This window comes from Devosia sp. A16 (genome assembly GCF_001402915.1).
Taxonomy (GTDB): Bacteria; Pseudomonadota; Alphaproteobacteria; order Rhizobiales; family Devosiaceae; genus Devosia_A.
This window is the reverse complement of the sequence record NZ_CP012945.1, coordinates 191,756-213,025: the sequence shown is the minus strand read 5'-3', so window position 1 is coordinate 213,025 and position 21,270 is coordinate 191,756. Positions and strand designations below refer to the sequence as shown.

Sequence of the window (21,270 nt, the reverse complement as noted above, 5' to 3'; positions counted from 1 at the left end):
CTCAGGCGACCAGCCGCAGCTCCGGTCCATGGACCCGGTTGCGGCCGGCGTCCTTGGCGCGATAGAGCAACTCGTCGGCGGCGCGCAGCAACTCGTCGAAGTTTTCCGGCCGCGGTGAGGCGATCGCAATGCCGGCGCTTACCGTCGGCGGGCCGAAATCCCCCGGCAGCGGGTCGGTGCCCAGGAACTCGAGCCGGATGTTCTCGGCGAGGGCGTGCACGGCGGCGGCGTTGGTCGCATGGACGAGGAGGCAGAATTCTTCGCCACCCAGTCGCGCCGCAACATCCTCAGGACCGAGAGCGCGCGACAGGATGGCGGCGAAGCGAACCAGCACCTCGTCGCCGATGGCGTGGCCGAAGCGATCGTTGATGGTCTTGAAGTCATCGAGATCGAGCATGATGACCGCAGTGGCCGGCGCCACCGGCGCGTTGCCGGCGAGGCTGAACAAGGCCCGGCGGTTGAGCAGCCCGGTCAGGGCGTCGGTCATGGCAAGATGCCGATGCGCTTCGGTAATGCGGAACTGATGCAGCGCCATCGTGATTGCACCGGCGGCGGCCAGGGCGGCAAGCAACGCAATCGAATTGAGATCTTCGGCCCAGTTGTGCGGGCGGGCGGTCAGCACCCATTGCCCCTCGACGAACAGCACGATGGCGCACAGCGCGAAGGTGATGGCGGTCGAGCCGTAGAGCGCCGCCTTGGCGAACATCGCCAGCGGCGTGTTGGAGCGAGCCTGCCAGTGTTCGCGGCCGGCGGCGAGAAAGAAGATGGCGGCGGCCACGTTCATCACCATGGTGCCGACACCGCTCAGGCCGAGCGCGAACAGGGCCGCCATGAGGCCGGTGGCGAGCAGCCAGCCCAGCACGGCCGCGCGTCCGGGCGTGCGGTTGGATGAGAACTGCGTGCAGCCGACATAGATGAACGCGAAGCCGGCCAGCAGCAGCGCGAAGGCGGTGCATTGCACCGCCGGGTCGTAGGTCTTGAACCAGCCGTAGAGCATCGAGCCGGGCGCCACGAAGCCAAGTCCCAGGCCCCAGCTGAGCAGATAGCGATCCTGCTGCGCCCCCAGCCAGGTGATGACCAGCGTCAACATCAGGGCAGTGGCGGAAAAGCCGATGGCGATGAGCAGGGATGTCTGGTCGAGCACTGGCGGAATCGGGTCGAACGGGGTCTGGGAGCATCGTACCGGACGGGCACCATCGGCGGGGAAATGTGCCGGCCGATGGTAAAGATTATGCTAGGCATTGCTGACCTCAGTCGCCGCGCCGCGGCGTTCGAGCCACCATGAGAGGCTCGCCGTTCCCGCCGCGCACAGGCTGGTGACGACGCCAACCGCGGGGATGTCGGCATAGCTGACGCCGGCGCTCAGCAGCATGGCGCCGATGAAGGCACCGCCGGCGATGCCGATGTTGAAGGCAGTGGAGATCAGCGACGAGGCGAGGTTGGGGGCCGAGTGCGCCGCGGTGATGACCCGCGCCTGCAACGGCGTCGAGAAGGCGAAGCCCAGGATCGAGGTGCCCAGCAGGTTCACCGTCATCCACACCTTGTCGTGCATGGCAAACAGCATGGTGAAATAGAGCAGCGCCTGCAGCAGCAGCACGGTCAACAGGGTCGGCATCGGCTTCCAGTCGGTGCCGCGGCCGCCCAGATAGATGCCGAGCATCGAGCCGATGCCGCCGATCAAGAGGTAGATCGGGATGATGTCGGGGTGGAGCCTGGTGACGTTGAGCATGATCGGCACCTGGAAGGTGCCGAAAGCCAGGGCGCCGATCATCACGAAGGTGATGGTCAGGTAGGAAAGCCAGACCTCCTGATGGCGCAGCTCGCGCACCTGCTCGCCGAACGTGGCGTGGCGTTCGCCCTCCTCGCGCGTGTCGCGAGGGAGTTTGAGGAACAGCACAACCGCGGCGACGGCGCCGAGCGCGGCCACCGCCAGGAAGGGGATGCGCCAGCCGAAGCTGAGCCCGATGGCGCTGCCGCCGGGCAGGCCGAGGAGATTGGCGACAGTGATGCCGGAAATGAACAGCGAGAACGCCGCGCCGCGGCGTTCCGGCGGCACCAGGCCGACGACGACGACATTGCCGGCGCCGAAGAACACGCCGTGGGCGCAGGCCGACAGCAGTCGTGCCGCCAGCAGCAGGCCGTAGTCGGGCGCGATGGCGCACAGCACCTGGGCGATCGAGAACACGACCATCAGGCCGATCAGCACATTGCGCTGCGAAAAGCGTGAGGTGAACACCGTCAGCACCGGCCCGCCGATGGCCACGCCGATGGCATAGGCGCTGACCAGCAGACCCGCGACCGGGATGCTCACCGCCAGATCCTCGGCCAGCGGCGGCAGGATGCCGGAAATGACGAACTCGGCCGAGCCGACTGCGAACGCAGCCAGCGCCAGGGCGTAGATGGCGATCGGCATGACTATCCTCAAAGTATCCGGCGCGGTCAGACCATGCCGGGCGCCAGGAAGCAAGCCGGATAAGCAGCGGTGCCTAAAGCCGATACAAGGCTTGGCGGCGCGGCAAAAAGGGCTAACCTTCCATAAGGCAACAACATTGCGGGTGGACCGATGGCCGTATCGAGCGACACGAGAAAACGCTGGGCGTGGATCACCGGCCTCAGGGGGCTGCTGATGCTGCTGGCCGGGCTCTACGCCATCTTCTTTCCGGCCCCGGCGCTCGCCATACTGGTGATCGCGGGGGGCGTGCTGCTGCTGGTGGACGGCGTGCTGGGGCTTTGGAGCCTCACGTTCGGCGGGGCCAAGACCGGGAATTTCTGGTTCGACGTGGCGCGCAACGTGCTGGCGATCATTACCGGTGTGCTGATCCTCTTGTCGCCGTTCTTCGCCACGCTGCTGACCGCGACGCTACTGGTCTACCTCGTGGCCTTCCAGTCGATCTTCGTGGGCGTAATGGAAATCTGGGTGATCATCCGCGAGCGCGAGCATTATGCCCGCATCTGGCCCGTGCTCCTGTCCGGCGTGCTCTACCTGCTGTTCGGTATCGCGCTGCTGTTCTGGCCGGTGTTCAGCGCGCTGGTGTTCGTGACGCTTGCTGGCATCCTCGCCGTCATCTTCGCCATCGGCCTGTTCGGGCTGGCGTGGCGCATGTTCAAGTCGGCCGATGCGGCCGCCGGCAGCAAGTCCGTGTGACCCCCGGGGAGGGACGAATGGCTAACGATGGCGCTTTGGCCTGGCCGAGCATCTTCGCCGGTATCCGCGGCGTGCTGATGCTGGCGGGCGGACTTTTCGCACTGATCTCGCCGCAACTGGCGCTGGCCACCCTGGTGTGGGTAGGCGGCGTGATCGTCATCATCGACGGGGCGCTGGGCCTGTGGGGGCTGCTGTTCGGCGGCCGCAGCAGCACGCGGCTCGGCGTCGCCATCACGCGACATATCCTCGCGATCGTCGCCGGGCTGCTGATCGTGGCGTTTCCGGCAATGGCCGCGGCGATCGGGATTTCCACCCTGGTGATCATCGTCGGGATCATGATGATCCTGATCGGAGCGTTCGCGCTCTATGTCACCACCGTCGGCCGGGCGTTGCTGCGGCAGGGGACGTTCTGGCCCGAAGTGCTGAGCGCCTGCGCCTACCTGGTGTTCGGCGTGCTGCTGCTGGTGATGCCGCTCGCGAGCGCGCTGGCGCTGGTGAGCATAGTCGGCGTGCTGATGATCCTCTACGGATTGTTCCAGCTCTATATCGCCTGGCAACTCAGAGGCCTCGACGTGAAGGTCGGCTGATCGCCGGCGCCGCCCTCAGGATCGGGATGAGCGAGCCCGCTGGTGTGCGGAGCGCTCGATTTCGGTGTTGAAAGCTGCACCGAGCACCAGGATCTGCGCGGAGTTGTAGAGCCACAACAGCAGGACGACCGCAGCCGACACCGAACCGAAGGTCGCCTCGTAGTGCCCCCAGTTCTCGACATAGATCGAGAAGATCGCCCCGGCGAGCAGCCAGAGCAGCGAAGCGAGAATGGCGCCCGGCCAGATGTAGCGGAATTTGCGTGGATGGCGATCGGGCCCCCAGCGGTAAAGCGCGGCCAGCACCAGTACGCTGAGCAGCAGCAGGATGGGCCAGCGGAGTGCCAGGGCGATGACTTCCTCCCCCGAGGGCCAGGGGATCAGAGCCGGAAGTCCGGCGACCGCCAGGAGTGCGAGCACGACGAAGATGGCACCGGCGATGCTGAGGCCGATGGCGTAGGCGAGCGACGTGAAGAAGCCGCGCCGCGGCGACTCGTTGCGTATCCGGGTCATGGCATAGAGCAGGGAGTCGACGCCGCGCGAGCCGCTCCACAGCGCGAAGGGGATGGTGATCAGTAGACCGAGCCCGAGTGTGGCCGGCGGCTGGCTGGCGAGCATGGTCAGTTGTTCGGCAATAATGCCCTGTGCCAGTTGCGGCACGACGTCGCCGACGCCGGAGATGGTGTCGGCCACCATCTGGCGATTGGCGACGATGCCGTAGATCAGCGCGACGGTGGCGATGGCCGGAAAGAATGACAGGAAGCCGAAGAATGCGACGGCGGCACAGCGGGGCGCGTTGTCGCGATCGAGGAAAAAGGCGGCAAACGTCGACTGCGCAATGGCGCGCCAACGCTGCAGCAGGCTCTGGGGAGGGGGCGGCGTGGCGGTATCCATGAGCGTGTCCGAGGGGGGAGATGGGGGAGAAACGAGCATCGCGACCGCGGGTTGCGCCTGTGCATAACCTCATTGCCGCTGACTTTGACGGAACCAGTGCTTACTTAGGGGCATGCGCTTTTCCGACGGCTTCCTCGATGAGATCCGGCAGCGCCTGCCGATCTCGCAGGTGGTGGGCGAGCACGTCATTTGGGACAAGCGCAAGAGCCAGCCGCAGCGCGGCGACATGTGGGCCTGCTGCCCGTTCCACGGCGAGAAGAGCCCGAGCTTTCATGCCGACGACCGGCGCGGCATCTACCATTGCTTCGGCTGCGGCGTGTCGGGCGACCATTTCCGCTTCCTGACCGAGAAGGCCGGTATGAGCTTTCCCGAGGCGGTGGAAAAGCTCGCCGGAATGGCCGGGGTGCCGATGCCGGCGCGCGACGAGCGCGAGGAAGCGCGGCAGGAGAGCCGGCGGTCGCTCTACGACGTGATGGAGGTCGCTACCCAGTATTTCGAGGCGGCGCTCAGCCACAATATCGGGGCGCGGGCCCGCGGCTACCTCAACGAACGCGGGGTGAGCGCGGCGGCGCAGACCCGTTTCCGGCTGGGCTATGCGCCGGACAGCGCCAACGGCCTCAAGGAACATCTGGCTGCCAACGGTGTGACGGCGCAGGAAATGGTGGATGCCGGGCTGGTGGTGGTGCGCGAGGATTCGCCGCTGCCCTATGACCGGTTCCGCAACCGGGTGATGTTCCCGATCACCGATTTTCGCGGCAAGGTCATCGCCTTCGGCGGGCGGGCGATGTCGGCGGATGTACCGGCCAAGTACCTCAACTCGCCTGAAACCGAGCTCTTCAAGAAACGCCTGACGCTCTACAACGGCCAGACCGCCCGCGAGGCGGCGCGCTCCGGCAAATCGGTGATCGTGGTCGAAGGCTATCTCGATGTGATCGCCGCGGTGACGGCGGGCTTCGAGGGTACGGTCGCGCCGCTCGGCACGGCGCTGACCGAAGAACACCTGCAACTGCTGTGGCGGATGAGCGACGAGCCGGTGCTGTGCTTCGACGGCGATGGCGCCGGCCAGCGCGCCGCGGCCCGGGCCACCGAGATCGTCCTGCCGCACCTGCAGCCGGGGCGCACGGTCCGCATCGCGACGCTGCCGGAGGGACAGGATCCCGACGACCTGATCAAGGCGCAGGGGCGGGGGGCGTTCGCCGATGTGATCGACCGGGCCCGGTCGCTGTCGGATGTGATCTGGAGCATCGAGACCGGCGGCATCGTGCCGGAAACGCCCGAGGCGCGGGCGGCGCTCGAGGCGCGGCTCAGGGCGCGCGCCAACGCCATCGGCGAAGCCTCGGTGAAGCGGCACTACATGCAGGCGTTCGACGAGAAGCTCTCGGCGTTCTTCGCGCCGGTGCGCAACCAGCGCTGGGAGCAGCGGAGCGGCAGTGGCCAGCGTGGCGGCTTTGACCGACGTAATCCGCGCGGCGGCAATGCCGGCCCGGTCGGGAGCCGCGGCAGCCCGCGGGTGGTGGTTTCCGATACGCTCAGGAACTCGCGGCTGCTGAAGCCGGGCCGGGCGATCGACGCCACGCCGCGCGAGGCGACGATCCTCATCACCCTGGTGAACCACCCGGCGCTCGCCGACAGCCGGCTCGAATCACTTGCATCGCTCGAGCTCAGTTCGCCCACCTCGCGCAACCTCCTGGGCACCATGCTGGACCTCGTAACCAGGGATCATGAGATCAGCGCCGAGGCGCTGAACGCGGCACTGGGGGCCCGCGGCTTCGGCGAAGCGCTCGACAAAATGCGGGATTTGCTGGCTCGCCAGGGGGTTTGGCAAGCCGGCGCGGAGATCGCCGATCCTGATGCCGAGATCGGATTACGTCATGCCCTGGCCTTGCATTACAAATCCGTTGAGCTAAATAAGGCCCTGAAGGCAGCCGAATTGGCGCTGGGCGACGACCCGAGCGAGGAAACTTTCGAACGGCTGCGAGACATCCAGAACCAGATCACCACCGTCGATGGCACAGAGGCATTGATCGAAGGGTTTGGTTCGTTATCGGGGCGCGCGACACGGAGCTTTTAGTGAAGGCTGCGGGTACGCGCGATTTCGCTTATGGGCGAATCAGCACCGCTGACGAACAAGTGACGGCATATCGGAAACCGTCGCGCCAGCCCGTCCCTTTACGATGTCTCAAGCCGTGACCACTTAACGACTATCGGCGCCCTCCCGATCGGGGCACCCGGAGCAGCAAGCTAGATGGCCACCAAGGCAGCGACACAGACCAAGACCAAAGACGCAGAGAAGCCGGAGGTTGCCGGTGCAGCCGCGGGGGCAGAAGCCCCTGACAGCCCGCTGCTCGACCTATCCGATGCCGCCGTAAAGAAGCTGATCAAGACCGCCAAGAAGCGCGGTTACGTCACCTATGAAGAACTGAACGCCGTACTGCCCTCGGAGGAGGTCAACTCCGAGCAGATCGAGGACATCATGGCGATGTTCTCCGATATGGGCATCAACGTCGTCGACGAGGACGAAGTCGAAGAGGCCGAGCCCGATACCCCGGAAGAGGAATCGACCGAGCTCGCCGAACGCACCGGCACCGCCGTCGCATCGAAATCCAATACCCGCGAAGGCAGCGACCGCACCGATGATCCGGTGCGCATGTACCTGCGCGAAATGGGGTCGGTGGAGCTGCTGAGCCGCGAGGGCGAGATCGCCATCGCCAAGCGCATCGAAGCCGGTCGCGAGACGATGATCGAGGGGCTGTGCGAGAGCCCGCTGACCTTCCAGGCCATCATCATCTGGCGCGATCAGCTGGCCAACGCCGAAATTCTGCTGCGCGACATCATCGACCTCGAAGCCACCTATGCCGGCCCCGACGCCAAGCAGGCGGCCCCGGTGATGCCGTCCGAAATCGAGCGCCCCGCCGCGGTCAAGGAAGAGCCCAAGCCTGCCGCCAAGAAGCCGGCGCCGCGCGCCGCTTCCGGCGACGACGAGGACGATTACGTGCCCGACGAGCCGCAGGCGCCGCAGGATCCGGTCGAGGAAGAAGACGACGACTTCGAGAACTCGCTGTCGCTGAGCGCGATGGAAGCCGAGCTGAAGCCGCAGGTGGTCGAGACTTTCGATCGCATCGCCGAAGCCTATGGCAAGATGCGCAAGATGCAGGATCGGCACGCCGAAGACCGCATGGCGGGCAACGCGCCGGCCACTGCCGCCGATCTGAAGAAGCTCGAGGGCCTGCGCTCCGAAGTGATCACCGACGTGAAGTCGCTGTCGCTGAACCAGAGCCGTATCGAGAGCCTGGTCGAGCAGCTGTATGACATCAACAAGCGCCTCGTACGGCTCGAGGGGCGGCTGCTGCGCCTCGCCGAGAGCTATGGCGTCAAGCGCGAGAACTTCCTCGAAGCCTATTATGGCAGCGAGCTCGAGCAGAACTGGATCGAGACCGTCGCCACGCTGCCGGGCAAGGGCTGGGCCGAGTTCGCCAAGCGCGAGGCAGACACCGCCAACGAGCTGCGCAACGACATCCAGACGCTGGCGACCGAAACCGGCCTCGATATCGCCGAGTACCGCCGGATCGTGCACAAGGTGCAGAAGGGCGAGCGCGAAGCGGCGATCGCCAAGAAGGAAATGGTGGAAGCCAACCTTCGCCTGGTGATCTCGATCGCCAAGAAATACACCAATCGCGGCCTGCAGTTCCTCGACCTGATCCAGGAAGGCAATATAGGCCTGATGAAGGCGGTCGATAAGTTCGAGTATCGCCGCGGCTACAAGTTCTCGACCTATGCAACCTGGTGGATCCGGCAGGCGATCACCCGCTCGATCGCCGACCAGGCCCGCACCATCCGTATCCCGGTGCACATGATCGAGACGATCAACAAGATCGTTCGCACCTCGCGTCAGATGCTGCATGAGATCGGCCGCGAGCCGACCCCGGAAGAGCTGAGCGAGAAGCTGCAGATGCCGCTCGACAAGGTCCGCAAGGTCCTGAAGATCGCCAAGGAACCGATCAGCCTCGAGACGCCGATCGGCGACGAGGAAGATTCGAACCTCGGCGATTTTATCCCGGATGTGAACGCCATTCAGCCGATCGACGCGGCGATCCAGTCGAACCTGCGCGAGACCACGACCCGCGTGCTGGCGTCGCTGACGCCGCGCGAGGAACGCGTGCTGCGCATGCGCTTCGGCATCGGCATGAACACCGATCATACCCTCGAGGAAGTCGGCCAGCAGTTCAGTGTGACGCGCGAACGTATCCGGCAGATCGAGGCCAAGGCGTTGCGCAAGCTGAAGCACCCGAGCCGTAGCCGCAAGCTGCGCAGCTTCCTCGACAACTAAGGGGCGCAGCTATGTCGTTTTGGAAGAACCTGTTCGGTGGCGGCGGCAGCGGATCGGCGGGCAAGTCGATCGAGCCGGCCGTGGTGGCGGAAGAAGTCTACAAGGGCTTCACCGTCAAGTCGCTGATCATGCCGGTGGGCAGCGAGTATCAGCTCGCCGGGCTGATCGAAAAGCAGATCGACGGCGAACTCAAGAGCTACAAGTTCGTGCGTGCCGACCGCTTATCCTCCAAGGAGGATGTGGTCAGCTTCGCGCTCGCCAAGGGCCGGCAGATCATCGACGAGCAGGGCGACGGTATCTACCGCGCCTAGCCGGCCACCTGCCTGAACGCAAGCGATGCAGGCGTCCCCGGGTGCACTTGCGCTTCCGGGCGCCAGCAGTCGTTCTCAAGACTGCCGCGTGCGCCGGGAGCGCCGCCAACAGGAGTTGCAGCAATGGCCAAGAAGCCGACCCCCCGCACCGAGTACGTGCTGTTCGACGTCACCTATGAGGATGGCAGCCAGCGTTCCAACCGCAAGGTGGATGCGAGTCTGCTTGGCGGCCTCGATGGCGATGACGCAGCGCGCACCGCCATCATGGAGCAGGACCAGGCCATCGCCGAGAAATCCGGCCTGCCGCCGCTGCAGATCAAGAGCATCAAGCGCAGCGGCAAGTAGGCCGACACCGCTACCGGCGGGTGAGGCCGAGCCATACCGTGCAGCCCGATCGGGAACTGCCCTAGACGTCGCTCTCGTGCGGGATTTCCCGTCGTTTCTGTCGCCGCGCTACCGGATCGGGCAGGATGTAGGCGATGAGCCGCAGGGTGTAGGTGACCCGGCTCAAGCTGTCGCGCCAGCGGTGGCTGAATGGTCGAGGTACGCCGGCGTTATGGCCATCGCGATCCTGTTTGAGGTCGCTGCGCTCGGCATCGGCGGGCTTGTCGCCCCGATAGAACTCGAGCTGCACCACCGGCGCCGGATTTGCCTGGTAGAGCCCGCGCGCCGGGATCACCGGCCCGCCACGCGAGAACAGGTAGCGATCGACGCTCATGCGCCGCAGCGCCGGATCGGCGAGGGCCCGCCGGGCCATTGCGGTAGAGATGACATAGGCCGCGCCGCCCATATGGGAGGCGAGCAACTGGTGGATTCCGAAGCGGCCGGCGACCTGACGCACGGCACGACCGAGCCGCACCCGTTCGTACATGGTCTCGAGCTTCAGCAGGTCGATCCGCAGGTCGCGGCTCAGCGCCGGATCGAGGAAGGCCGGCAGCCCGTCGCCCAGCACCGCGTCGTCCTCGAGGATCAGGGCGAACGGTTGGGCGTTGTCGAGCATCCGGCGCCACGCCTTCTCGTGGCTCATGACGCAAGCCACCTCCACCTGCGTCATGGCCCAGGGATTGCGCGGGTCCGTATGCGGCGCCATGCGCGTTTCGCCGACCTCGGCAGTCGTCACGGCGTCGATGCGCTCGGCGGCAATGCCCAATCGGGCGAACTGCGTCTCCATGAACTGGCGGCGATCCGTGCGGCTCGCCAGGTTGATGTAGTAGACGGGCAGCTGGTTGGCGGGAAAGGCGGTCATCCGGCCTCCACGCCGCCGGCGAACGGCACGACGATGCGCGGACCCCGCAGCGCCGCGAGATCACGCGCCGCTAGGCGTGCGAGGCGGCCGACATGGTCGAGATGGAGGCCGAGCACGGCGCCGAGGTCGCGCGCCGGCCGGGCCGGGGAGGGCGCGCGGGTCGCGGCGATGTTGCTCTCGCCGATCCGGTCGGCGGCGTCGAGCTTGTCGATCTGGATGCAGGGGCTGGGAATGGCTTGCAGTACCCGGCTGCGCAGCAGGTGGTAGCCGCCGCGCCCGAACAGGAAGCGATCGATTCCCATCTGGTTACGGAGCGGGCTGGAGAGCGAGCGCCTGGCCGTCTCGCGGGTGAGGATGTAGGCGGCGCCGCCCATCTGCGAGGAACAAAGCTCGCGCAATTCCGTGGTCCCGACGCGTTGTGACGCGCTGCCGAGCTTCACCGGGCTGTGAAAGGTCTCGAGCTTGAACAGGTCCGCTCCCAGCTGGCCGGGCAGCTCAGGATCGAGAAAATCGAGCAGCGGGGCGGCCAGTTGCACATCGTCTTCCAGCACCAGGGCAGCCGGAGCGCCGCTCTGGAGCAGGTGCTCCCAGCTGCGCTGATGGCTGAGCCCGCAGGCGAGATCGCCTGCCGCCAGCCGCCACAGGCTGTGGGTGGTCTCGTGCCATGCGATCAGAGCGGGCGGCACCTCGTCCATCCGCACCGCCTCGATGCGCTCGGCGGCAATGCCGAGGCGCTCGAACTGCGCCTCCATGAAGGCACGACGGTCCGGGCGCGACGCGAGGTTGATGTAGTAGACGGGGATGGCGTGCACTTTACATCAGCCGCCGCAGGTCATCTGTCACCGGCAGCCAGAGTTTGCGCGACCCCCACAGCTCTCCGGTCGGACCAAATGTGGTAAGGATGCGCAGGTGATGGCTCCAATGGTTGGCGGTGCGCTTCAGCCGGGCCCGCAAGGGCATCGGTCCAGCCGGGCGGTGCGGTGGGCGCTGCCCGGTGAGGTCGCTCTGGCCGACACTGAGCTTGCCTTCACGGGTCTGGTCGAGCTGGATGGCGAGCGCCGGAACGGCTTGGTAGATGCGCGCTTCGTAGAAAAGGCCGCCAGGGCGACCGAACAGCAGGCTGTCCACCGACATCTGCTCGAGGTCGTCGCGTTGCAGCACGCGACGGGCCAGGCGGCTGGTCATCACGTAGGCGGCAGTACCAAGGCTCGAGGACATCAGCCGGTTCTGCGACACCCCACTGACGACAGTCGGCACCGGGCGGCCAACCAGGGCGGCGGTAGCGTGCGTCTCGAGCTGTATTGCATCGGGAGCGTGGTCCAGCAGGTGCGGGTCGCGCAGCACTGCGGGAAGATCGGAAGCCAGCACGACATCGTCTTCGAGTATCAGAGCGGCGGGAATATTCTGCTCCAGCATGGTGCGCCAGATGCTCTGGTGACTGAGGCTGCAGGCAATCTCGCCAGCGTTCAGTCGAACGAGGCCGGAGCGTCGGCGCTCCTCGAGTTCGGCCGAGAAATCACGGGGCGTCACGGCCTCGACCCGGGTCGCCGTCAGGCCAAGCGCCCGCAACTGCCGCTCGATATGTTGCAGGCGATCGGGCCGGGACGCCATGTTGATATAGAAGATCGGCAGCAATCCGTGCATCCCATGCTGAACTGTCGAGCTCCATAGCACCGGGATATACGGCCTCCAATGCCGGTCAGCCACCCAGCGCCTTGTTTACTGCGGGTTTTACCACTGTTCCGAAGAGCTCGATGGCCTTCATGACCTTGTCATGGGGCAGGGTGCCGACGCTGAGCTGCAGGCCGAAGCGATCGTGCTTGAACCACTCGTGCTGCATCAGGATCTTGTCGATGACCTGCTGGGGCGAGCCCATGAAGTAGGCGCCGGAGGGGCCGGCGCCTGCCTCGAACTGTGCGCGGGTGGTGGGCGGCCAGCCCCGTTCGCGCCCGATGCGGCTCATGGCTTCGTGATGCGCCGGGAAGGCGATGTCGAGCGCGTCCTGCGAGTTCTCGGCGATGAAGCCGTGCGATGAAATGCCGATCGGCAGCTTCGACGCATCGTGGCCGACCTTCTCGGCGGTGCGCCGGTAGAGCTCGGTGAACTGGGTGAAGGCCTCGGGGTTGCCGCCGATGATGGCGAGCATCAGGGGCAGACCGTAATAGGCAGCGCGAGCGACGGAGTTGGGCGTGCCGCCCACCGCGATCCAGAGCGGCAGGGGCTCCTGGATCGGCTTCGGATAGATGGCGATGCCGGGGATCGGCCTGGTGTGCTCGGAGCCCTCCCACTGGACCTTGCCGCCTTCGCGGATCTTCAGCAGTTCGGCCAGCTTTTCCTCGAACAGCGTGTCATAGTCTTCGAGTTCGTAGCCGAACAGCGGGAAGCTCTCGATGAACGAACCGCGGCCGGCCATGATCTCGGCGCGGCCGTTCGACAGCAGGTCGAGCGTGGCGAACTGCTGCCAGACGCGGATCGGATCGTCCGAACTCAGGACGGTGACGGCAGTAGAGAGGCGGATGCGCTTGGTGATGGTCGCCGCGGCGGCGAGAATGGTCACCGGCGCCGAGGCGACGAAGTCCGGGCGGTGGTGCTCGCCGAGGCCATAAAAGTCCAGCCCCACCTCGTCGGCGAGCTTGATCTCCTCGATCCCTGAGGCGTTCGGCCGGCGACTGCAGCCGCCCGCCGTTCAAGGGATCGGGGGTGTTTTCGGCGAACGAGTAGAGACCGATTTCCATGGCGCAATCCTGAGTGGAAGGCCCGCTGTCCGCTCGCGCGGGGCCGGGCCCTGTACCTGAACTGCGCCCTACATGGCCGTGCGCTGCGAACGGCGCAAGAACGCACAGCCTTGTAACTCAGGCGTTGCTGGTTGGCACGTAGGAACCCGCGTTCGAAGCGGCCGGCGCGGGGGCTTCGTAGCCGGCCTGGCGGTGGATTTCGGTAACCAGCCCGGCCGGCAGCTTGAGCTTGAAGGCCAGCGCTTCGAGATAGCCGCGCTCGGCGGCGCTGTCGGGGGTCATGGCCACCAGCGAGGCGGCGTAGATTTCCGAGGCATGCTCGGGCGTATCGGCGCGTGCCACCACGGCATCGATATCGAGCGGGCTCGCCAGTTCATCGAAGACGAAGGCTTTTTCCTCGGGCGACAGCGACATGGTCTCCAGCCGCTTGAAGATGCGTTCCTTCTCCTCGGCATCGATCTGCCCATCGGCCTTGGCAGCGGCAATCATGGCGCGCACCAGGGTCTTGCCGAGCTCTTCGCTCTGGTAGGCAGCTTGCGGCGGCGGCACGAACGCATCGCGTGACGGTGCCGGTGCGCCGTCGGCGGCGGTGCCGGCCTGCTGCTGGTTCTTCTGGTGCTGCTGCCAGGCCGAATAGGCGAGGCCTCCCACCGCGGCCACGGCGCCTGCTTTGGCGACATTGCCGACGAGCTTACCCAGCCCGCCGCCGGAGAGCAGCATGCCCGCGGCAAGGCCGGCAGCCCCCGTCATCGCGGTGCGCTGCGCGTTGGGGTCGCTCTGCAGCGCCTTGATGATGCCGTCGATGTTGAACATGGCTGTCTCCCGGTTTTTCTTGCTTCTCAGCGGGAGTTAGGTAGCGCCTGCCGACGGCGCAAGGATGACAAGTTCGCGCAGGGGCGGAAGGTTGCCTTTGACGGCTCGCCGGATAGGGTGTCGAGCCTTGATCCCGACCACCGAGAAACGGTCGAGGCCAAACAACTGCAGGCGTTGGGAATGGAAAAGCTCGACCTCAAGAAGCACCATAAATCGCTCTATAGCCCGCCAAAGGGAGCATTCGCGATCGTCGATGTGCCGCCGCTGAGCTATCTGAAGCTCGATGGCGAGGGGGATCCCAACAGCGCCGAAGCCTACCGCACAGGCGTCGCCTGGCTCTATTCGGTAAGCTACGCGATGAAGTTCGCGAGCAAGGCCGAGCTAGGTCGGGACTATGTCGTGGGCCCGCTCGAGGCGCTGTGGTGGGCCGACGACATGTCGAGCTTCATCACCCGCCGCAAGAGCGACTGGCGCTGGACCATCATGATCCTGCAACCGGACTTCGTGACCGCGGAACTGTTCGCTCGCGCCGTCCTCAAAGCCGGCAAGAAACTCGGGACAGCGCCCGCCGGATTGCGTCTCGAGCCGCTGCACGAAGGGCTGTCGGTCCAGACGCTGCATGTGGGCAGCTATGACGACGAGGGCCCTACGCTGGCGAAGTTGCACGGCGAGTTCCTGCCGGCAAACGGCTTGCGGGAAACCGGCCACCATCACGAGATCTACCTCTCGGACCCGCGCAAGGTGGCGCCCGAAAAGCTCAGGACTATCCTCCGGCAACCGGTAGAGCGGATCGGGACAAACAAATAACCCCGGCAGGAGGCTGCCGGGGTTCAGGGTGAGCCTTGGGGGAGGATCCTCGGCTCAGAGTGCTGTTGTTCTTTCTAACCCGAAACGGGCTTAGTTGCTGGCCGGGGCCGAAGTAGCCGGGGCCGGAGCCTCGGTCGCCGGAGCCGGAGTAGCCGGGGCTTCGGTGGCCGGGGCGCTATTGGCCGGGGCAGCCGGAGCCGGCTCAGCGGCCGGAGCCATCGGCGTCGTCTCGGTGCCCGTCGCCGGAGCTTCGGTCATCGGGGCCGGAGCCGGAGTGGCCGGAGCTTCGACCGCGGGGGTGTTGTTCACGGTCGTCGAGGTGGTCGAGGGGCCGGAGTTGGCCGAGAAGACCAGATAGCCAATGGCGAGCAACGCCAGGGCAACGATGATGCCTACGAACCAGCCGGTCGCGCTCGACTCACGGGTGTAGACGGTGCGGTTGTCGTCGCTCGAATAGACGGTATCGCGTTCGGGGACAGCCATGATCAAGCTCCTTTGTTTGAGTACCGTATGGCCGAAATAACTCGGGAGCCGACCGAATTGTTCCCGAAATCGTGACGGATTGCGGGAATGAATCAGCGATCTCGCCTAAGGCGCTGAGCCTAAAAGCGATTTTGTCCTGCCTGGGATGAAGAAATGCTGTCCGGATAGTTCAGCTTGCCGCAGATTTTTCGGCTTTTTCATCGCCGCCGCGGGCTTTGCCGATCGACTTGGTCTGCGCCGAGACCCGATCGATGAAGGCAAGGAACAGGGCCGAGACCACGAAGGCAAGGTGGATCAGGGTGAACCACATCAGCTTGTCGGTGGTGTAGCTCGAGACGTTGAGGAACACCTGCAGCAAGTGGATCGAGGAGATGGCGACGATGGTCGAGGCCACCTTGATCTTGAGCGAGCCGGCGTCGATTTCGCCCAACCAGTGCACGGCATCGCCGTCATCGAAGCGCGAGACGTAATTCTCGTAGCCCGAGATGATCACCATGACCACGAGGCTCGCGACCAGGGCGGCGTCGATCAGCGCCAGCATCTTGAGGATGGCGTCGGCTTCGTCGATGACGAAGACGTGGCTGATGAAATCCCACAGCTTCACCCCGAAGGTCGCGGCATAGACCGCCAGCGCCACCGCCAGCCCGAGATAGAACAGCACCAGCAGCCAGCGCGAGGCGAGGATCACCGCTTCGATGACGAGTTCGAGACGCTTGGGCATGTTGGCTCCGACAGGGTGGTTGGCTGAGGGATAGCCGATTTTTGAGGCGAGACAAGGGGCAGGGGTGACGCAGTGGGGCGAAGGGCAGTCGGCAGTCGGCAGTAGGCAGTAGGCAGTAGGGGGGCACCCCACGGGGGATAGGCTCTGTTTCGACTGCCGACTGTCGACTGCCTACTGCCCGCCCCAAACCAAACGGGCCGGGGATTTCTCCCCGGCCCGCTCATCAGGTCACCTGTCCGTATCAGTTGCGCTTGTCGGCAACCGTGATCAGCGAGGTGATGCGCTTGATCGAGACGCGGCGGTTCAGCTTTTCGGCCTTGTCCGTCTTCACCTTCAGGTAGCGCTCGCCATAGCCCTGGGTCACCAGGTTCTCGGGCGGCACGTCGTAGAAGTCGGTCAGGATGCGGGCGACGGTGGAGGCCCGCTGGTCCGAAAGGATCAGGTTGGCCTGGTCCGAGCCGACCGCGTCGGTGTGGCCTTCGATCAGGAAGGTTTCGCCCGGATTGTCCTCGAGGATCGCCAGCATGGCGTTGGCCACCTTGCTGAGCGCGCCGACCTGGCTGCGGGCGATGGTGGCCGCACCGGAGTCGAAGGTCAGCCCGCCGACTTCGACGCGCCGCACCGAGTCACGGATACGGGCCGAACGCTTCACTTCCTCGATGGTATAGATCTTGCGGACCTGCTCCACCGGCGGTTCACGGAAGAAGAGTTCGACCTCTTCCTCGTCGGCGTCGCCGGCATCGAGGATGTAGTCGCGGATCGGGATGGTCAGACGCAGCGGCGGCAGGTCGTCGCCCGGGTCACGCCAGTTGCCGAAGTAGTCGTCATCCTGCTCGAAATCGTCCTCGTCCTGATAGGCAAGGATGTATTCGCGGCCGTCCGGCATGATGCGCGAGCGCTTGAGCACGTTGCCCCAGCGGTCACGGATAGTGACGATCTGCACGCCGTTGGGGCGTTCGATGGTCTCCTTCACGCGTCCGCCCGACAGGCGCTCGTAGTAGACCTCGTCCTCATCGCTGTCGCGAATTCGGTCGAAGTCCTGCGCCGGGTTCGAGATGATCAGGTTGACCCCGATCTGGAAAATGAAACCCGAGTTGGTGAAGTTGTTGCTGGGGCGCGGGCCCGGGCTGCCATTGTTGTTGTTGTTATTGTTGTTGTTCGAGTTGTTATTGTTGGTGATGTTGGTCGTGTTATTCGTGACGTTGGTCACGTTCGTCACGTTGGTGACGTTATTGATGATCGTGACGTTCTGCGGCACCTCGATGGGCGGCAGGGCGTCGACGGCGATCTTCTCGCCTTCCACCTTGGCCAGCGACTGGACTTCGACCGGAGCGAGATCGGCCTGAGCCGCCTTGTCGTCGGTCGGCGGGGGAGCGGCAGGCTCCGCCGGAGCGGCCGGCTGTTCGGCGGGCGCCTGACCATCGGCTGCCGACTTGGCGGTGTCCTTGGCGCTGTCGAGCACCGGGGCCGCCTCCTCAGGGGCAACGGTTTCGGGCAGCACTTCCACGGCAACGGGGGTCACCGGTTCCTCAGCACCGGGCAGTTCGGCAATCGGCGTCGAAGCCGGCTGGGCGGGGGCCGTGACTTCCGGCAGCGGGGGCAGGGTGATGCCATACTGCGTCAGGCACTGCGCCACATCGGCGACGCCAAGGGCAGCGCAGATATCGGCGAACTGCTTGTTGGCGGCATCGATGGTCGATTGGCCCGAAGCATCACCGGAATCGAGCTGGCCGACGCCGACATTGTAGAGCTCGACGGCGGTAGCGAGCTTATCCTGTGCGGCGGCCGCCGGATCGGGGGCATTCGCATCGGCAGGCTCATCGGTCGGGCCGACTTCAGCGGGCTGTTCCGCGGCTGGCTGTTCAGCAGGCTGCTCGGTGGCAGGCTGCTCGGCCGCCGGCTCTTCAGAGGCAGGCTGTTCGGTCGAGGGCTGCTCAGCCGCAGGCGCTTCGGCGGGCTGCTCGGCAGCGGGTTCCTGCGCCGGCTGTTCGGCGGCAGGCTCCGGCAACGGCGGCAGATCCTGGCCAATGCACGACTTGATGTCGGCATAGCCGTTGGCAGTGCAGAGTTCCTGGATACGCGCTGCGGCCGCATCGGCAATCGGCTTGGCGCCGGCATAGTCGCCGGCAGCGGCCTGGTTCAGCGCGGCCTGATACTGATCGAGCGCTGCCTGCAGGTCGGCGACGAACTGCGCCTGGGCATCCTCAGCGGACTTGGCGTCTTCCGCGGCCTTGGCGTCCTCGGCGGCCTTCGCATCTTCAGCAGCCTTGGCATCTTCGGCGGCCTTGGCATCCGCTTCGGCCTGTGCGGCCGCAGCGGCAGCTGCTTCAGCGGCTTTGGCATCCTCGGCCGCCTTGGCGTCGGCCTCGGCCTGAGCGGCTGCAGCAGCCGCTTCTTCGGCGGCCTTGGCATCCTGGGCGGCCTTAGCATCGGCCTCAGCCTGAGCGGCGGCGGCCGCTGCCTCTTCGGCGGCCTTGGCCTCCTCGGCTGCCTTTGCATCGGCCTCCGCCTGTGCCGCGGCGGCTGCAGCTTCCTCGGCGGCTTTCGCTTCCTCGGCGGCCTTGGCGTCAGCCTCGGCCTGCGCGGCGGCAGCGGCCGCCTCTTCAGCGGCCTTGGCTTCCTCGGCCGCGCGCGCCTCTTCGGCGGCCTTGGCCTCCTCGTCGGCCTTGGAATCGGCAGCGGGCTGGCCGCCACCGGTGATGGCCGCGATACATTCCTGCACGCTGGAATAGCCGTTCACGATGCAGCTGTCGGTCAGCGCCTGCTTGGCATTGTTGATCGCGTCTGCGTCGCCCGAAGCCTGGGCTTCCTGCAAGGCCTGGTACTCGGCCTGCTGGGCGAAAGCGGCGCCCGGCACCAATGCGAGAACGGCGAGACTGGTGCCGGTCAGGAGCCAGTTTCGAAAGCGCATGGTTTTATCCTTGTTCTGGAGTCAGTTGTACGAGAAGTGACGCAGTCGGGCTGAACCGAACCTGAACGCCCGGCAAAGCTGTTGCGAAGTGAATTGGCCCATCAAATGCCGAACGCCCCTCAAGTGCGTGCGGTTCCGTATCGCGACAGGACCGGTCAATCGTGGCACCAGTGGGGCCGGTGCAGCATCCCCGGCAATGGACGGATTCGGTCGCATCGGCCTAGGGTTGCCGACCCGTTTCGTGCGATCCGGTTGCGGGTCCTTGGTGGAGACGAAGCGTGGGCGACCTTCTCAGTTACTGGCCGTTTGTTCTCGGGCTGCTGGCGACCGGCGTGATTTCCGGCATCGCGGCGGGGCTGCTGGGAATCGGCGGCGGCGCCATCATCGTGCCGGCGCTGGCCTCGGCCCTGGCGCTGCTCGGCTATGACAGCGACGTGGTGCAGCACATCGCGGTAGGCACCTCGCTCGCCATCATCATTCCCACCGGCATCGCCAGCGCCCGGGCGCACGACAAGCGCGGCGCGGTGGATCATCGGATCCTGAAGCTCTGGGCGCCGGTCGTCGTGGTCGCCACCTTCGTCGGCGGGCTCATGGCGGGGCTCTATACCGGCGATGTGCTGCGCATCGTGTTCGGCGTGGTGGCGCTGTTCATCGCCGCCAATATCGTCCTGCCGTTCCAGGAGCGGCTGATGGGACACCTCAGGGATTCGGCCCTGACGCACCGTATCTCGGCGGCGGTGGTCGGCTACATCTCGGCGCTGATGGGGGTAGGGGGCGGCTCGCTGAGCGTGCCCACCATCCATGCCTTCGGCGCTTCCATGCACAAGGCAGTGGGGACGGGCGCCGCGATCGGGGTGTTCATCGCGCTGTCGGGGACGCTGGGTTTCGTCATCTCGGGCTGGAGCGTCGAGGGCCGGCCGCCGCTCAGCCTGGGCTACATCAACATCGTCGCGCTGGTGCTGATCGGAGTGACGGCGGCTGTCTGTGCGCCTTGGGGCGCGGCGCTGGCGCACCGGCTGCAGCAGCGCACGCTCAAACTGGCTTTCGCCGCGTTCCTGGCGCTGGTCGGGCTCAACATGATCTGGAAGGCGATTGCGGGCTGAAGCATCGCGCCGCCGCGCGGTTGTTCCAGATGGAAGAAGGAAGTGACCGAAGACGGCCGCCTGAGGCGTAACGCCAAGGCGATCGAGGTCCGCTGGCTCGCCGGCCGCGGCTACCAGGCCAGCGACATTGCCCGGTTCCTCGGCGACGGCACGACGGATGAGGCTATCCGAACCCAGTTGCAGCGCACTGAGCTCGAGAAGATCGGCGGGGACCGAAGTTCAGGTGTGGTGAGCTGATCCGGACGGAACGATAATTTCCTCCGCATGTTCTTCCGTCATCGGCAACGGGAGAGCACCTTGGGCATACTCTGGACCATCCTCATAGGCTTCATTGCAGGCGTGATTGCGAAGTTCATCGTGCCGGGATCCGGAGGTCCATCCGGCTTCGTGCTGACGACGATACTCGGCATCGTAGGTGCCTTCCTCGCCACTTTCCTCGGTCAAGCACTCGGCCTGTACACGGCCGGTGAGGGTGCCGGGCTCATTGGGGCCACCGTAGGCGCCGTAATCCTTCTCTTCGTTTGGGGCGCCGTAGCGCGCCGCAGGAGCTGACAATGGCAAACCGCACACCTTCACTACTCGCGCTGCTCGGCCTTCTCGCAGTCGCGGGCTACCAGAACCGGGACAAGATCGGCGAGGCCCTGAAGGGGCTGCAGGGATCCGGAACAGGTGCCGGCGGACAGGCGGGAGGCCTCGGTGGCATGCTGGGCGGCCTCGGTGACCTCCTGAGCGGGAACGGGTCGAAGAACGTCTTGAGCGGCGGCCTCGGCGACCTTCTGGATACCTTCCGGTCCTCGGGCCAGAAGGAGACGGCCGACTCCTGGGTCACCCCTGGCGTGCCAACCAAGGGCCTGAGCCCCGATGAGGTGGCCACCGCCATCGGTGAAGAGAACCTCGCAGAGCTGTCGCAGCGCACCGGTCTAAGCCGCGAGGACCTTCTGAAGCGCCTGGCCACCGCGATCCCTGAGACAGTAGACAAGATGACACCTGACGGAAGGTTGCCCGACGAGGAACAGGCTCGAGGCTTCTTTCAGATCTAGGTGAAGCGGGGTGAGCGCCGCATCCGTCAGGTTCATACCCTGAAGGTCGCCGGTTCGAGTCCGGTCGCCGCTACCAGTTATACCCTGAGAGAGGCCGACAGATGGCACGGGGTGCAACCCGTCGCTGTGACGCGACCCATGCCCGGGGGT

Annotated in this window: 21 protein-coding genes, 1 tRNA gene and 1 pseudogene; 12 read left to right on the top strand and 11 right to left on the bottom strand. The window is 65.7% G+C overall.

Annotated elements, in window-relative coordinates; genetic code table 11:
- Position 1: 1 nt before the first annotated feature.
- Complete coding sequence (locus APS40_RS00970) at positions 2-1,144, bottom strand: GGDEF domain-containing protein (protein ID WP_055045280.1); 1,143 nt, start codon at positions 1,142-1,144, stop codon at positions 2-4.
- Positions 1,145-1,234: 90 nt separating this feature from the next.
- A complete protein-coding gene (locus tag APS40_RS00965) occupies positions 1,235-2,413 on the bottom strand; it encodes an MFS transporter (RefSeq protein WP_055045279.1) in 1,179 nt (392 codons plus the stop codon).
- A gap of 150 nt (positions 2,414-2,563) precedes the next feature.
- Between APS40_RS00965 and APS40_RS00960 the strand changes: the two genes are divergently transcribed.
- Together APS40_RS00960 and APS40_RS00955 are read left to right on the top strand one after the other, a co-directional pair.
- Complete coding sequence (locus APS40_RS00960) at positions 2,564-3,145, top strand: HdeD family acid-resistance protein (protein WP_055045278.1); 582 nt, start codon at positions 2,564-2,566, stop codon at positions 3,143-3,145.
- Positions 3,146-3,162: 17 nt separating this feature from the next.
- On the top strand, positions 3,163-3,732 hold the full coding sequence (locus tag APS40_RS00955; RefSeq protein ID WP_055045277.1) for an HdeD family acid-resistance protein: 570 nt from the start codon (positions 3,163-3,165) through the stop codon (positions 3,730-3,732).
- A 15-nt stretch (positions 3,733-3,747) separates the two neighbouring features.
- Here the strand turns inward: APS40_RS00955 and APS40_RS00950 are convergent, their stop codons facing one another.
- Positions 3,748-4,623 carry a YihY/virulence factor BrkB family protein gene (locus APS40_RS00950; protein ID WP_055045276.1) on the bottom strand — a complete coding sequence of 292 codons (876 nt, stop codon included), beginning with the start codon at positions 4,621-4,623 and terminating at the stop codon, positions 3,748-3,750.
- A 112-nt stretch (positions 4,624-4,735) separates the two neighbouring features.
- On the opposite strand from APS40_RS00950, the gene dnaG reads away from it, so the two are divergent.
- From dnaG to APS40_RS00930, 4 genes are all read left to right on the top strand, one after another.
- Positions 4,736-6,694, top strand: a complete 1,959-nt coding sequence (gene dnaG / locus APS40_RS00945) for a DNA primase (protein ID WP_055045275.1) — start codon at positions 4,736-4,738, stop codon at positions 6,692-6,694.
- A gap of 174 nt (positions 6,695-6,868) precedes the next feature.
- The gene (gene rpoD / locus APS40_RS00940) at positions 6,869-8,950 is read left to right on the top strand and encodes an RNA polymerase sigma factor RpoD (protein WP_055045274.1); all 2,082 of its coding nucleotides are present in this window, start codon (positions 6,869-6,871) and stop codon (positions 8,948-8,950) included.
- 11 nt (positions 8,951-8,961) lie between these two features.
- Positions 8,962-9,261: an HlyU family transcriptional regulator gene (locus APS40_RS00935; protein ID WP_055045273.1), complete on the top strand. Its 300-nt coding sequence runs from the start codon at positions 8,962-8,964 to the stop codon at positions 9,259-9,261.
- A gap of 123 nt (positions 9,262-9,384) precedes the next feature.
- Positions 9,385-9,606 carry a hypothetical protein gene (locus APS40_RS00930; RefSeq protein WP_055045272.1) on the top strand — a complete coding sequence of 74 codons (222 nt, stop codon included), beginning with the start codon at positions 9,385-9,387 and terminating at the stop codon, positions 9,604-9,606.
- 61 nt (positions 9,607-9,667) lie between these two features.
- Here the strand turns inward: APS40_RS00930 and APS40_RS00925 are convergent, their stop codons facing one another.
- From APS40_RS00925 to APS40_RS00905, 5 genes and pseudogenes are all read right to left on the bottom strand, one after another.
- The gene (locus APS40_RS00925) at positions 9,668-10,507 is read right to left on the bottom strand and encodes a glycosyltransferase family 25 protein (protein ID WP_055045271.1); all 840 of its coding nucleotides are present in this window, start codon (positions 10,505-10,507) and stop codon (positions 9,668-9,670) included.
- Positions 10,504-11,319 (bottom strand): glycosyltransferase family 25 protein, encoded by an 816-nt coding sequence (locus tag APS40_RS00920; RefSeq protein WP_055045270.1) that lies wholly within the window; start codon positions 11,317-11,319, stop codon positions 10,504-10,506. Before APS40_RS00920 ends, APS40_RS00925 begins: the two co-directional genes overlap by 4 nt.
- Position 11,320: 1 nt before the next feature.
- On the bottom strand, positions 11,321-12,142 hold the full coding sequence (locus APS40_RS00915; protein ID WP_055045269.1) for a glycosyltransferase family 25 protein: 822 nt from the start codon (positions 12,140-12,142) through the stop codon (positions 11,321-11,323).
- A 64-nt stretch (positions 12,143-12,206) separates the two neighbouring features.
- Positions 12,207-13,242: pseudogene (locus tag APS40_RS00910) on the bottom strand (LLM class flavin-dependent oxidoreductase).
- 117 nt (positions 13,243-13,359) lie between these two features.
- On the bottom strand, positions 13,360-14,055 hold the full coding sequence (locus APS40_RS00905) for a tellurite resistance TerB family protein (RefSeq protein WP_082434107.1): 696 nt from the start codon (positions 14,053-14,055) through the stop codon (positions 13,360-13,362).
- A gap of 180 nt (positions 14,056-14,235) precedes the next feature.
- On the opposite strand from APS40_RS00905, the gene APS40_RS00900 reads away from it, so the two are divergent.
- Positions 14,236-14,862 (top strand): GyrI-like domain-containing protein, encoded by a 627-nt coding sequence (locus tag APS40_RS00900; RefSeq protein ID WP_055045268.1) that lies wholly within the window; start codon positions 14,236-14,238, stop codon positions 14,860-14,862.
- 90 nt (positions 14,863-14,952) lie between these two features.
- Here the strand turns inward: APS40_RS00900 and APS40_RS00895 are convergent, their stop codons facing one another.
- The 3 genes from APS40_RS00895 to APS40_RS00885 all read right to left on the bottom strand — a co-directional run bounded on the left by APS40_RS00895 (position 14,953) and on the right by APS40_RS00885 (position 18,977).
- The gene (locus APS40_RS00895; protein WP_055045267.1) at positions 14,953-15,345 is read right to left on the bottom strand and encodes a hypothetical protein; all 393 of its coding nucleotides are present in this window, start codon (positions 15,343-15,345) and stop codon (positions 14,953-14,955) included.
- Between the two features lie 169 nt (positions 15,346-15,514).
- The gene (locus APS40_RS00890; protein WP_055045266.1) at positions 15,515-16,066 is read right to left on the bottom strand and encodes a TIGR00645 family protein; all 552 of its coding nucleotides are present in this window, start codon (positions 16,064-16,066) and stop codon (positions 15,515-15,517) included.
- A 241-nt stretch (positions 16,067-16,307) separates the two neighbouring features.
- The gene (locus APS40_RS00885; RefSeq protein WP_055045265.1) at positions 16,308-18,977 is read right to left on the bottom strand and encodes an OmpA family protein; all 2,670 of its coding nucleotides are present in this window, start codon (positions 18,975-18,977) and stop codon (positions 16,308-16,310) included.
- A 278-nt stretch (positions 18,978-19,255) separates the two neighbouring features.
- On the opposite strand from APS40_RS00885, the gene APS40_RS00880 reads away from it, so the two are divergent.
- The 5 genes from APS40_RS00880 to APS40_RS00860 all read left to right on the top strand — a co-directional run bounded on the left by APS40_RS00880 (position 19,256) and on the right by APS40_RS00860 (position 21,196).
- A complete protein-coding gene (locus tag APS40_RS00880) occupies positions 19,256-20,080 on the top strand; it encodes a sulfite exporter TauE/SafE family protein (protein ID WP_055045264.1) in 825 nt (274 codons plus the stop codon).
- A gap of 42 nt (positions 20,081-20,122) precedes the next feature.
- Complete coding sequence (locus tag APS40_RS00875; protein ID WP_055045263.1) at positions 20,123-20,317, top strand: hypothetical protein; 195 nt, start codon at positions 20,123-20,125, stop codon at positions 20,315-20,317.
- 60 nt (positions 20,318-20,377) lie between these two features.
- Positions 20,378-20,632, top strand: a complete 255-nt coding sequence (locus APS40_RS00870) for a GlsB/YeaQ/YmgE family stress response membrane protein (RefSeq protein ID WP_055049500.1) — start codon at positions 20,378-20,380, stop codon at positions 20,630-20,632.
- A gap of 2 nt (positions 20,633-20,634) precedes the next feature.
- Positions 20,635-21,120: a YidB family protein gene (locus APS40_RS00865; protein WP_055045262.1), complete on the top strand. Its 486-nt coding sequence runs from the start codon at positions 20,635-20,637 to the stop codon at positions 21,118-21,120.
- Positions 21,121-21,124: 4 nt separating this feature from the next.
- A tRNA-Ser gene (locus APS40_RS00860) sits at positions 21,125-21,196 on the top strand.
- Positions 21,197-21,270: the final 74 nt, after the last annotated feature.